Below are 12,796 nucleotides of genomic sequence, written 5' to 3' on the forward strand. Positions count from 1 at the left end.
CCGCAAGGTTCCGGCGGGCAGGCCTCACCACCCAAGTGTGAGTGTCGACGACAGCGTGCCGTGAAACCGCGTGAGACCGTGTGAGTAAGGAAGTGCCCCGATGGGTTCAGTGATCAAGAAGCGCCGCAAGCGCATGTCGAAGAAGAAGCACCGCAAGCTTCTGCGTCGTACCCGCGTGCAGCGTCGCAAACTCGGTAAGTGAGCCTTCGCGCCGATTAGACCCGGCGCGGATTCGCTCCACCGACTCGTTCGCGGTCACCTCGACCGCGCGCCGAAGAACCCGCCTGAGTGCGGGTTCTTTTTCGTCGGGCTAGCCTTGCCTTCATGCCCGATGGTTCTCAGTCCGACGTCCAACAGGTTCCGCGCACGGTGCTGGTCACCGGGGCGTCGACCTTCCTCGGTGGATATCTCGTCGCCGCGCTGGCGGCCAACCCCGACGTCGAGCGGGTCCTCGCTGTCGACTCCAGGGTGCCGCGCAAGGACCTGATGCGACGAATGGGGCGTGCGGAGTTCCTGCGCCTCGACATCCGCAGGCCTGCGATCGCCAAGGCGATCTCGCACTACCAGGTCGACACCGTCGTACACGCCGCGACGTCGATCATGGAGACCGCTCCGCACTCGGCGGCCATCAAGGAGTTCAATCTCCTAGGTGCCATGCAGGTCTGCGGTGCGTGTCAGCGAAGCCCGTCGGTCAAGCGGCTCATCCTGCGTTCGACCGCGATGGTTTACGGTGCGAGTCCCCGCGACCCCGCCTATTTCACCGAGGAGACGCCCGCGAAGCGTGAGCCGCGGCGCGGCTACGGACGCGACATGCTCGACGTCGAGGGGTATGTGCGCGGGCTTGCGCGACGACGCCAGGACATCGACGTGACGACCATGCGACTGCAGGCGATGCTCGGTCCTCGGATCAACACGCGGATGAGTTCTTACCTTTCGCTCCCGGTGGTTCCGACTGTCATCGGTTATCAACCACGTCTGCAATTTCTGCATGAAGAGGACGCGCTCGCAGCAATGGAACACGTGACGCTGCGTGGGCGGCCGGGAACTTTCAACATCGCGGGCGACGGAGTGGTGACGTTGACGCAGGCCATTCGACGCGTCGGACACGTCGAACTACCCGTGGTGAGTGGTCTGCTCGCTCCGATCACCGGGGTCATGCAGAACCTGCGCTCAGCTCGTCTGCGGTCGTCGCAGACTGAATTCCTCACGTACGGAAGGGTTCTCGACACTACGCGGATGCGCACCGAACTCGGATTCGCGCCGCGTTTCTCGACGTCGGAGACGCTCGACGACTTCGTCGAGCGCAGCGGAGTGAGTCCGGTGATCGCGCCGGATACCTGGCGAAAAGCGGAGCGACAAGTCGTATCGGCGGCTCATCGTCTCGCCTGAAAAATGGGCGCCTAAATCGCACAGAGTGTCCGCTTTTGGCGTCAATTTGAATCCGCAGTTTGACGCAATCAATGACGATGCAAATACGTCGACGCAACGTGCACTATCAGGGACGAACCCGTAAACTCGGGCGTCAGACCCGGTGCGTCGACGCAGCGACATCGGGCACCCCCCCTCCAGTTCTTCTGCGTCATACCCGTTGGGGGTGGAACGCCTTGTCGAATCACGTGACGTCTTCTGGTGATGCACGCGCGGCAAAGGTGATCCAGTTGTACGCGAGCTCCGGCGCGGGCAACCCCAGGGCAGGCATCGAAGCGTCGCGTCGCGATCAGCCCGGCGTCACGCGCGACGGCGGCCGCGGTCGCCACCCGAGCCAGCAGGCAACGGCACCGTCGAGCATCGGTCACCCCAACACCGACGGCTTCGGTCGCCCGCCCGCTGCGGTCACCCCCATCAACGACGACGTCGCCTTCGAGACAGACGCCCTCGGCGTCGAGCAGCGTGGGCCTGCGCGCAGCCCATTGTTCAGTCTCGGTGGTATCCGTGGTGCCGTTGCTGATTCACTCACTGCCACAGCAGGTTTCATTCGTGAGCGGATGACCGGCGACTACGAGATCGACGACTTCGGCTTCGATCCGCACTTCACCGAGTCGGTCTGGTTCCCAGCGATCCGTCAGTTGTACGAGAAGTGGTTCCGCGTCGAGGTGACCGGCGTGGAGAACCTGCCGCTCACGGGTGGCGCACTGCTCGTCGCCAACCACGCGGGCGCGTTGCCCATCGATGCGCTGATGACCAGTCTGGCCGTGCATGACAATCACCCGACCGGTCGGTATCTGCGAATCCTCGCCGCCGACATGGCTTTTGACACACCCGCGGTCAGCGAGGTGGCTCGCCGTATCGGCGCGACGCTCGCATGCACCAACGATGCCGACCGCCTGTTGCGGGCGGGCGAACTCACCGCGGTGTGGCCGGAGGGCTACAAGGGCATCGGCAAGCTCTACAAGGATCGGTACAAGCTTGCGCGCTTCGGCCGCGGCGGCTTCGTCACAACGGCCCTGCGCAACGCCAGCCCGATCATCCCGGTGTCGATCGTCGGGTCGGAGGAGATCTACCCGATGCTCGCCGACCTCAAACCGATCGCCCGCATCCTCGGACTGCCGTACCTGCCCATCACGCCGACGTTCCCGCTGCTCGGGCCGCTCGGCCTGGTGCCGCTGCCGTCGAAGTGGCACATCCACTTCGGGCGTCCCATCGAGACAGGTGGCTACGACGAGTCGTCGGCCGACGACCCAATGGTCGTCTTCGACCTCACCGACCATGTGCGCGAAGAGATCCAGCAGACACTCTTCCGCATGCTCAGCCGTCGGGGGAGCGTGTACTTCGGCTGACCGTGTCCGGTCTTGCTGGCTGGGCTCGGTCTTGCCGGCTGGGCGAGCCGCGTCACAGCGTCGGCGTATTGTGCGGTAGAACGTTACAACGAATGTTGGAACATCGCACGAGAGGAAGCCGATGCGGGCAGTGGTGTGTCACGAGGGCAAGCTGAGCGTCGACGAGATCGAGACGCCGCAGCCAGGCCCAGGTCAGGTGTTGTTGAAAGTACGGCGCACCGGGATCTGCGGCTCTGATCTGCACGCCCGCACGCACAGCGACGACACCGCCGACGTCACCGCCGAGGTCGGCTACGACCGCTTCATGCGCTCGACCGATCACGTCGTGATGGGACACGAATTCATCGGCGAGATCGCCGAGTACGGCCCCAAGTGCCGCAAGAAGTGGGCGACGGGAACGCTGGTCGCGGCACTGCCGATCATCAAGCACGGCGAGACCGAGCACCTCGTCGGACTCAGCGCCGACGCACCCGGCTCGTACGCCGAGTACGTCGTCGTCTCCGAGGACATGACGATGCCCGTGCCCGACGGCGTGCCACTCGATCACGCCGCTCTGACCGAGCCGTTGTCGGTTGCCGTGCACGCGGTCAACCGCGGTGGCGTGAGCAAGCGCGACGTCGCCGTCGTCGTGGGCTGCGGACCGATCGGGCTGTCGGTGATCCTGGTTCTCAAGGCCAAGGGCGTCAAGACCGTCATCGCCTCCGACCTGTCGGCGGGGCGTCGAGACCTTGCCCGACGCTGCGGCGCCGACATCGTCGTCGACCCGACTGTCGACTCCCCGTGGGACATCGCCGCCAAGAAGGGCAAATACCTCACGCGCACAGGCCAATTGCTCGGCACCGCGTTCGACGCCATGCACATCCTGCGCCGTATCCCCGGCCTGCCGTGGTGGAAGGCAATTGAACTAGGCGACAAGGTCGGCGCCACCCCGAAGGGGCCGGTCGTGTTCGAGTGCGTCGGCGTGCCCGGAATGATCGAGAACATCGTGTCGGGCGTGCCGCTGCGGACGCGCATCGTCGTGGTCGGCGTGTGCATGGAGTCCGACCGATTCCGACCCGCGATGGCGATCAACAAAGAGGTCGACCTGCGCTTCGTGATCTACTACGACCCCGCCGAGTTCCGCACCGCGCTGCACCTCATCGCCGACGGCAAGGTCGACGTGACCCCGCTGGTCACCGGCATCGTCGGATTCGACGCCGTCGCAGACGTTTTCGAGATCCTCGGCGGCGCGGAGCACCACGCCAAGGTGCTGATCGACCCATCGAGCCCGGTCGCGGCGCTCTGAGGTCGAGTGCGCGGGCGGTTCCCAGGGGAAGGGTTTTCCGCTAGTTTTGGCCGTCGAGCCCGCGAGAGGTTTCTAGGGGAAAGGTTCTTTCCTCAGACTGTGGTGCACGGGCGGCGGAGGTTTCTAGGGGAAAGGTTCTTTCCTCGGGTTTCGTCCTCGTCCCCGCGAAGCTTCTGGGGGAGGGGTAAGGAAGTGGCGGAAGGATTCTTTCCCCTACTTTTGGCGGTCGTTTCGACGGTCCGGCGGGCTGTTTTGGCCGTCGAGCCGGCGGGAAGTTTCTGGGGGAGGGATTCTTTTCTCGGGTTTTGTGCTCGTCCTCGCGAAGTTTCTGGGGGAGGGGTCGGGAAGTGGCGGAAGGATTCTTTCCCCTACTTTTGGCGGTCGCTTCGACGGTCCGGCAGGCTGTTTCGGGAGCTGCTGGCGCGAAGTTTCTGGGGGAAGGGTTCTTTCCTCGGGTTTCGTGCTCGTCCCCGCGAAGCTTCCGGGGGAGGGGTAAGGAAGTGCCGGAAAGATTCTTTCCCCTACTTTCGACGACCCGGCCTGCGGGAGGTTTCCAGGGGAAGAATCCTTCCCCTACTTTCCGCCAGCGCGCGCCGAAATCCGAAGCCCGAAGTCCGAAGCCCGACGACCCGACCCCCCGCGTCAGCCCTTGTTGCGCAGCAGCTTCACGGCGCCCGCGCCGGCGGCGCCGGCGGCCCCGACGACCAGGGCGGTCGACGCCCCGTACTTCGCGGCCTTGCGGGCGGTGCGGAAGTCGTACATCTCCCAGCCGCGCACCTTCGCGACGTCGCGCAAGTCGGCGTCGGGGTTGATCGCGACGGCGCGCCCGACCAGGGACAGCATCGGGACGTCGTTGTGTGAGTCCGAGTACGCGGTGCACCGCTTGAGGTTCAGCCCCTCGCGAATTGCCAACGCGCGCACGGCATGTGCCTTGCCGGGGCCGTGCAGGATGTCGCCGACGAGCCGACCGGTGAACTTGCCGTCGACACTCTCGGCGACGGTGCCGAGTGCACCGGTGAGGCCCAGATGGTCGGCGATGGTCTGCGCCAGCTCCACCGGAGTCGCGGTGACGAGCCATACCTGCTGGCCGGCGTCGAGATGGCGCTGCGCCAAAGCCCTTGTGCCAGGCCAGATCTTGTCGGCGATGTACTCGTCGTAGATCTCCTCGCCGAGTCTGGCGAGCTCGGCCGTCTCGCGACCCGCGATGAACGACAACGCCTTTTCGCGACCCTCCGCGACGTCTTGGGCGTTCTCCTTGCCCGTGATGCGGAACTTGGCCTGCGTCCACGCGAAGTCGAAGATGTCGGAGTACGAGAAGTACTTGCGCGCAGCGAGTCCGCGTGCAAAGTGCACGATCGACGCTCCCTGGACCAGGGTGTTGTCGACGTCGAAGAATGCCGCGGCGGTGAGGTCGACGGCGACGTCGGACTCGCTCGGTGAGCGGGCGCGCAGCGAGTCGACTGCCGCCTGCGCCGACGCCTCGCCCGCGAGGGCCTGTCGCAGTTCCTGCGCGGTCTGCCGGAAGCGTCCGGTGGCCGCGGTGGCCCGTTCGGAGATCCAGGTCGTGACACGCCCGGATTCGTCGTCGTCCTCTACCGCAAGGATCTCGTCGTCATCGTCGCCGCCGGAGCTGTCGACGTCGTCGGCGTGTGATTCCCAGTCTTCGCCGCTGGGTGCCGGTCGTACCGCCAGCTCGTCGGCGGTGCCCGACGGAGCGTCGTCTGGCGTGGTGCTCTCCGGCGGGGTGCCGCCGACGTCGGACACCTCGGACCCGGATTCGGGAACCTCGTTGTTCGGCTCCTCGCCCTCAGAGGTCACGCCCACCCTCCACCTCTCACGAATGCACAACCACTCACGAATGCCGCCCTCGCTCAGGCCTACTCACCAACAGAGTAGTCATGGTGTCAGACTGTTCTGGCACCAACGTCGAAGGAGTTCGTTCGATGTCCATCACGCTGCTCACTCGCGACGGCTGCTCGGCCTGTGAGGCCGCCCGCGCCGACCTCGATCGGATCTGCGGCGAGCTGTCCGTCGAGTTCGACATCGTCGACGTCGACGCCGCCGCGAACTCCGGCGACACCGAGCTTCGTGCCGAGTACGGCGACCGTCTGCCCGTCGTCCTGCTCGACGGCGAAGAGCACAGCTACTGGGAGGTCGACGAGCCACGGCTGCGCGCCGACCTCGACGCCGCCAACCGCTGAAGGCTCCGCGAAACCCTGAGCGCCCGCTGCGGGTCGCGTGCCGTGCGTCGAAGGCCGCGTATTACGCTGATGACTCGGTCGGGACAGTCGAAAGTGAGTTTGCGCAATGGCTATCGGGTCGGCGTCTGATCGCATCCCCGAGCCGTCGGTGACCCGCCTGGCCACCTACCTCCACGTTCTGCGCTCGTTTGGGCAGCGGGGCATTCTGGTCGCCTCCAGCGGCCAATTGGCGACCGCAGCGGGAGTCAATCCCGCCATGCTTCGCAAAGACCTGTCCCACGTCGGCGCCAACGGCGTCCGCGGCGTCGGATACGACGTCGGCCGCCTCACCGCTCGCATCGCGCTCGCTCTGCACACCGACACCGTCCACACCGTCGTGCTCGTCGGCGCAGGCACCCTGGGCCGCCTGCTCGTCGCGCACACAGCCACCGACCGCGCCTTCCGGGTCGTCGCGATGTTCGACGACGATCCGGACATCGTCGGGACCGTCGTCGACGGCGTGGTGGTCTCCCCGTGCGCGCGCCTGGCATCACTTGCAAGCGATCCGACGATCGGCGCGGTCGACATCGGCGTGATCGCCACCGGTCCTGACAAGGCACAACGTGCGGCCGACGCGTTGATCGCGGCGGGAATCCGGCAACTGCTGAACGTGACCGCCGCAACGTTGTCCACGGACTCCGATGTCGTCGTCAGACAGGTTGATCTAGCCTTGGAGTTGCAGGTGCTGACGTTCCACGCGTCACGCACCCTGTCGTCTGTCGGGGAAGACGGGCAGCAGGGCCATGTCAACCTGCCTGAGGACGTGCCGCTCGAGACCACGAGGCCCGTCGCCGAGCTGGCCGTTGAGCAACTGCCAGGGGTTGGCGTCGCGGAACGAGGCGTCCCCAGAACAGACATACGGAGTGTGGGTCAGGGATGATCAGTGCGAGATCTGCGATGGAGACGGTGACGCGGTGAGTGTTCTGCTGTTCGGAATCAGCCATCGGAGCGCACCCGTCGACGTTCTGGAGCGACTCGCGGTCTCCGACCACGACCGGTCCAAGCTCGTCGACGACCTGCTGTCGTCGCGTGCGATCTCCGAGGCCATGCTCGTCTCGACCTGCAATCGCGTGGAGATCTACGCCGTCGTCGACGCATTCCACCCCGCACTCGAAGCCGTTGGTGACGTGCTCGGCGATCATTCCGGGCTTTCCATCAACGACCTCACCCGACACGCCTACGTCCGCTACTCCGAGGCCGCCGTCGAGCATCTGTTCACCGTTGCCGCAGGCCTCGACTCGATCGTCGTCGGCGAGCAGCAGATCCTCGGTCAGATCCGTAACGCCTACCTCGACGCCGACGCCAACAAGACCACCGGCCGCACCCTGCACGAGCTCGCTCAGCACGCGTTGCGCGTCGGCAAGCGGGTGCACTCCGAGACCGGAATCGACCGCGCGGGGGCGTCGGTCGTGTCGGTCGCGCTGCATCGCGCCCAGTATCTGCTGAAGACGGCGGCGCCCGAGATCGATCCCGAGCAGTCGCTGCGCAGGGCCGTTGTGATCGGCGCAGGCGCCATGGGGGGTCTTGCGACCGCCCAGCTGGCCCGTGAGGGCGTTCGCGAGCTCGTCGTGGTCAACCGGACCGTCGCCAACGCAGAGCACCTCGCAGGCAATATCGCGGCCAATCATCCCGGTGTCGCCGTGCGCGGCGTCGGATTCGACGACCTGCCTGCCGTGATGGCGTCCGCAGACGTCGTTGTCGCATGTACCGGCTCGATCGGGACCGTCGTCGGCGTCGGCGAGGTGCATTCGGCACTCGCCGCCCGTACCGCTGTGCAGCCGCTGATCATCTGCGACCTCGGGCTGCCCCGCAACGTCGACCCCGCCGCCGCGCGCCTACCCGGCGTCCACGTCATCGACATCGAGAGCCTGCGCGGCGATTCCGAGGCACAGGCCGCTCACGACGACACGGCCGCGGCTCGCTCGATCGTCGGCGGAGAGCTCGCCGACTACCTGACCCTCCAGCGTCAGGCAGAGGTCACGCCGACCGTCGCAGCTCTGCGTCAACGCGCAGCCGACGTCGTCGAGGCAGAGATTCTCCGGCTCGAGACCCGCCTGCCCGACCTCGAGGGCGCTCAGCGCGATGAGGTCGCCAAGACGGTTCGACGCGTCGTCGACAAACTGCTGCATGCCCCCACGGTCCGGGTCAAACAACTCGCTTCGACGCCCAACGGCGACCACTACGCCGAGGCGTTACGCGAACTCTTCGAGCTCAAGCCCGGCGCAGCCGAGGCCGTCTCAGCACCGGAGAGCGGTCTGGGCGACAAGCATGGCGTCGGCGAGAAGTCGGCCGATCAGGGAGAGCGTTGAACCCTATTCGCATCGGTACGCGCGGCTCGCTGCTCGCCCGTACCCAATCGCAGACCATCGCCGACGCTCTGACCGCCAACGGGCACCCCGCGGAGCTGGTCATCATCAAGACGGCCGGCGACGCGTCGGCGGCTCCGGTCGCCGAGATCGGCGTCGGAGTGTTCACGACGGCCATTCGCAACGCGTTGCATGCGGGCGAGATCGACGTCGCCGTCCACTCCTACAAAGATCTGCCGACAGCACCCGATCCAGGCCTGCGGATAGCGGCGGTCCCACCCAGGGAAGATCCACGAGATGCGCTGGTCAGCAGGGGTAACTTGGTGCTCGGAGCGCTGCCTCCGGGTGCGACGATCGGCACGTCCTCCCCGCGAAGGGCCGCACAGCTTAAAGCATTGGGTCTCGGTTTGGAAATCCGCCCCCTAAGAGGCAACCTAGATTCTCGGTTGGGCAAAGTCGCCGGCGGCGAACTCGACGCAGTCGTTGTCGCCCGTGCCGGACTCGTCCGCATCGGCAGGGCCGAAGAGGTCACCGAAGCGTTCGATCCCGTGGTGCTGTTACCAGCACCGGCGCAGGGTGCACTGGCAGTTGAGTGCCGCTCCGACGATGCCGAACTGGTGAGAATTCTCGCCGAGTTGGACGACGAGGCCACCCGCGTGGCGGTCGACGCCGAGCGTGCGGTATTGGCGGCTCTCGAAGCCGGATGTACCGCGCCGGTCGGTGCGATAGCTGAAGTGGTCGAGTCGATCGATGAGGACGGGCGCATCTTCGCTGAACTGTCGCTACGCGCGGCGGTGGCGGCCGAGGACGGATCCGACGTGATCCGCGCTTCGGTGGTGGGTCCGGTCGACAACGCCGAACAACTCGGACGAGGCCTCGCCGCCGAACTGCTGGATCTGGGAGCGGGCGAACTCGTCAACTCCTGAGCAGCAGAGAAGAACTGCAGCCCTCTCAACGAGGGCAGGAGAGTGCGAACGCATGAGCCGTACGAAGAAGGCCAATCCGGGTCGAATCCTCTTCGTGGGATCGGGTCCCGGCGATCCCGACCTGCTGACCGTGCGTGCGCGGACAGTGATCGCGAACGCGACCACCGCCTTCATCGATCCCGACGTTCCAGCAGCCGTCGTGGCGATGATCGGCTCCGCCCATCGGCAGGAGCCCGCAGAATCCGCGCGTAAGAGCACCAAGAACGACACGAAGAAGGCCGACCAGGCCACCGACGAGACCGAGTCAGACGACACGTCGACTCCCGCCGAAGACATCGTCGAGGAGCAGGACCAGATCGTCCATCCCGCACTCGGCGATCCCGCAGAGGTCGCGCGCACGCTGGTAGCCGCCGCCAAGGAGGGCGACGACGTCGTCCGCGTCGTCTCCGGTGATCCGCTGACGACCGATTCGGTGCTGTCCGAGGTCAACGCCGTCTCGCGTACCTCGGTCGCCTTCGAGGTGCTGCCAGGACTGCCTGCGGCATCCGTGGTGCCGAGCTACGCGGGCATGCCGCTGGGTTCGAGCCACACCGAGGCCGACGTCCGCGCCGAAGGCGTCGACTGGGCTGCGCTCGCCGCGGCACCGGGACCGCTGGTGCTGCACGCGACGTCGGGTCATCTGGCCGAGACCGCCAGCGCACTGACCGAGCACGGACTCGCCCCTCAGACACCCGTTGCGATCACGATCAACGGCACCACCTGCGCACAGCGCACCATCGAGGCGACGCTGGCCACGCTCAACGAGCAGGGCAACGCGCTGAGCGGACCGCTGATCCTCACCATCGGCAAGGTGGTCAGCCAGCGCGGCAAGCTCTCCTGGTGGGAGTCGCGTGCACTGTACGGCTGGACCGTGCTGGTGCCCCGCACCAAGGACCAGGCGGGCGACATGAGTGAGCGCCTCGTCAGCCACGGCGCGGTGCCCAAGGAAGTCCCGACCATCGCGGTCGAGCCGCCCCGCAGCCCCGCGCAGATGGAGCGCGCCGTCAAGGGGCTCGTCGACGGTCGCTACCAGTGGGTCGTGTTCACCTCGACCAACGCGGTGCGTGCAGTGTGGGAGAAGTTCGCCGAGTTCGGACTCGACGCCCGCGCATTCTCCGGCGTGAAGATCGCCTGCGTCGGCGAGGCGACTGCCGAGAAGGTGCGCACGTTCGGCATCAACCCCGAGTTGGTTCCGTCCGGCGAGCAGTCGAGCCTCGGACTCCTCGAAGACTTCCCGCCGTATGACGACGTCTTCGACCCGGTCGACCGAATCCTGTTGCCGCGCGCCGATATTGCCACCGAGACCCTCTCGGAGGGCCTGCGTGATCGCGGTTGGGAGATCGACGACGTCACCGCGTACCGCACCGTGCGAGCCGCTCCGCCGCCCGCCGAGACGCGCGAGATGATCAAGACCGGCGGATTCGACGCCGTCTGCTTCACCTCGAGCTCGACGGTCCGCAACCTGGTCGGCATCGCCGGAAAGCCGCACGCGCGCACCATCGTTGCGTGTATCGGCCCCAAGACTGCCGAGACCGCAACCGAATTCGGACTGCGCGTCGACGTTCAGCCGGAGTCGGCGTCGGTGACCGAACTGGTCGACGCCCTCGCCGAGCATGCCGCTCGCCTGCGGGCCGAGGGCGCACTGCCCCCTCCGCGCAAGAAGTCGCGGCGGTCGCGGTCGTAGAGGTGGGGCGTATGACACCGGTTATTCGACCCCGCAGATTGCGCACCACGCCGGCGATGCGTCGGCTGGTGGCGCAAAACGCGCTGCGCCCAGCCGATCTCGTGCTGCCGATGTTCGTCGCCGACGGCATCGACGATCCGCGTCCGATCGGATCGATGCCCGGCGTCGTGCAGCACACTCTCGACTCGCTGCGCAAAGCGGCCGACGAAGCCGTGCGTGCGGGCGTCGGCGGGTTGATGCTCTTCGGTGTTCCCGAGGCCGAGGACAAGGACGCCGTAGGGTCCGGCGCCGATGATCCCGAAGGCATCCTGAATCGCGGATTACGTGTTCTCGCAGACGATCTCGGCGAGTCGACCGTGCTCATGGCCGACACCTGTCTCGACGAGTTCACCGACCACGGGCACTGCGGGGTGCTCTCCGACGACGGCCGTGTCGACAACGACGCGACACTCGAACGCTACGTGTCGATGTCACTCGCGCAGGCCCGCGCCGGTGCGCACCTTCTGGGCCCGTCGGGAATGATGGACGGTCAGGTCGCCGAGATTCGTGCCGCGCTCGACGCCGAAGGCCTCACCGACACAGGGATTCTCGCGTACTCGGCCAAGTACGCGTCCGCGTTCTACGGCCCGTTCCGCGAGGCTGTCGGGTCGTCGCTGCAGGGTGATCGTCGCACCTACCAACAGGATTCGGCCAACCGCACCGAGGCTCTTCGTGAGGTGCGCCTCGACCTCGATGAGGGCGCCGACATCGTGATGGTCAAGCCCGCCATGAGCTACCTCGACATCGTCCGCGACGTCGCCGAGATCTCCGACGTTCCCGTCGCGGCCTACCAGATCTCGGGCGAGTACTCGATGATCACCGCCGCCGCCGAGCGCGGCTGGATCGACCGCGACGCCGCCATCCTCGAGTCTCTGACCTCGATCAAACGCGCCGGCGCCTCGATCATCCTGACGTACTGGGCGACCGAGGTGGCCGCAGCGTTGGCATAGGCCTCTCGCGTCGGGTCGGTGGGCGACCGAGGTGGCCGCAGCGTTGGCATAAGCCTCTCGCGTCGGGTCGGTGGGCGACCGAGGTCGCCGCAGCGTTGGCATAAGCCTCTCGTGTCGGGTCGGTGGGCGACCGAGGTCGCCGCCAAGCTGGCCTAGGCCGCCTCACCGCTGGTCGAGCGGGCCCGAGCGCAGCGAGGACCCGAGTCGAGACCACCTCGCGCCGTGGGCAGCCGTCATCGCGCCCGCGCGCCTCGTCCGGCCCGACGTGTGTACACAATCGTGACGTCAGCGGGCCGCCGTCGATATTATTGTCGTGGCCTCGCGCTGACGTCGAAGTTGTGTACGCAGTCGCGCCGCGCAGGTCCTCATCGCGCACCAAGCTGCGTTCACTACGCTGGAGCTATGTCGCAATTTCTCGATCCGCGTCGCGACCCCACGTCCGCGCAGGCAGACGGGCAGCGCGAGCGCCCTAAGCTGCCCGACTCGGTGGCCATCGCGTGTGAGCTGTGGATCGTCGTGGTCATCGCCAGGATCGTGACGGCCGTCGGTT

General features: G+C 66.6%; 11 protein-coding genes. 10 read left to right on the forward strand and 1 reads right to left on the reverse strand.

Annotation, left to right across the window (positions count from 1 at the left end; translation table 11 throughout):
• Window positions 1-100 precede the first annotated feature (100 nt).
• The 4 genes from A5777_RS24360 (at window position 101) to A5777_RS19190 (ending at window position 4,062) form a co-directional block, all read left to right on the forward strand.
• Window positions 101-202, forward strand: a complete 102-nt coding sequence (locus A5777_RS24360) for a 30S ribosomal protein bS22 (RefSeq protein ID WP_003402602.1) — start codon at window positions 101-103, stop codon at window positions 200-202.
• A 122-nt stretch (window positions 203-324) separates the two neighbouring features.
• Window positions 325-1,389, forward strand: a complete 1,065-nt coding sequence (locus tag A5777_RS19180; RefSeq protein WP_064863862.1) for an NAD-dependent epimerase/dehydratase family protein — start codon at window positions 325-327, stop codon at window positions 1,387-1,389.
• Between the two features lie 215 nt (window positions 1,390-1,604).
• Window positions 1,605-2,777: a lysophospholipid acyltransferase family protein gene (locus tag A5777_RS19185; protein WP_064863863.1), complete on the forward strand. Its 1,173-nt coding sequence runs from the start codon at window positions 1,605-1,607 to the stop codon at window positions 2,775-2,777.
• Window positions 2,778-2,898: 121 nt separating this feature from the next.
• Entirely contained in the window at window positions 2,899-4,062 is a 1,164-nt protein-coding gene (locus A5777_RS19190) for a zinc-binding dehydrogenase (protein ID WP_064863864.1), read from the forward strand.
• A gap of 642 nt (window positions 4,063-4,704) precedes the next feature.
• Here the strand turns inward: A5777_RS19190 and A5777_RS19195 are convergent.
• Complete coding sequence (locus tag A5777_RS19195) at window positions 4,705-5,826, reverse strand: HAD family hydrolase (protein ID WP_442903062.1); 1,122 nt, start codon at window positions 5,824-5,826, stop codon at window positions 4,705-4,707.
• A 179-nt stretch (window positions 5,827-6,005) separates the two neighbouring features.
• On the opposite strand from A5777_RS19195, the gene A5777_RS19200 reads away from it, so the two are divergent.
• The 6 genes from A5777_RS19200 (at window position 6,006) to hemB (ending at window position 12,246) form a co-directional block, all read left to right on the forward strand.
• On the forward strand, window positions 6,006-6,263 hold the full coding sequence (locus tag A5777_RS19200) for a glutaredoxin family protein (RefSeq protein WP_064863866.1): 258 nt from the start codon (window positions 6,006-6,008) through the stop codon (window positions 6,261-6,263).
• A gap of 106 nt (window positions 6,264-6,369) precedes the next feature.
• Window positions 6,370-7,182, forward strand: coding sequence for a redox-sensing transcriptional repressor Rex (locus A5777_RS19205; RefSeq protein WP_064863867.1), 813 nt, complete (start codon window positions 6,370-6,372; stop codon window positions 7,180-7,182).
• 34 nt (window positions 7,183-7,216) lie between these two features.
• Window positions 7,217-8,611, forward strand: coding sequence for a glutamyl-tRNA reductase (locus tag A5777_RS19210; protein WP_064863871.1), 1,395 nt, complete (start codon window positions 7,217-7,219; stop codon window positions 8,609-8,611).
• On the forward strand, window positions 8,608-9,534 hold the full coding sequence (hemC, locus tag A5777_RS19215; RefSeq protein WP_064863868.1) for a hydroxymethylbilane synthase: 927 nt from the start codon (window positions 8,608-8,610) through the stop codon (window positions 9,532-9,534). The genes A5777_RS19210 and hemC overlap by 4 nt, the downstream gene beginning before the upstream one ends.
• Window positions 9,535-9,586: 52 nt before the next feature.
• Entirely contained in the window at window positions 9,587-11,257 is a 1,671-nt protein-coding gene (locus A5777_RS19220; protein WP_005204664.1) for a uroporphyrinogen-III synthase, read from the forward strand.
• Window positions 11,258-11,268: 11 nt separating this feature from the next.
• A complete protein-coding gene (gene hemB, locus A5777_RS19225) occupies window positions 11,269-12,246 on the forward strand; it encodes a porphobilinogen synthase (RefSeq protein ID WP_064863869.1) in 978 nt (325 codons plus the stop codon).
• Window positions 12,247-12,796: the final 550 nt, after the last annotated feature.

It is taken from the genome of Gordonia sp. 852002-10350_SCH5691597 (assembly GCF_001665715.1).
GTDB lineage: Bacteria > Actinomycetota > Actinomycetes > Mycobacteriales > Mycobacteriaceae > Gordonia > Gordonia sputi.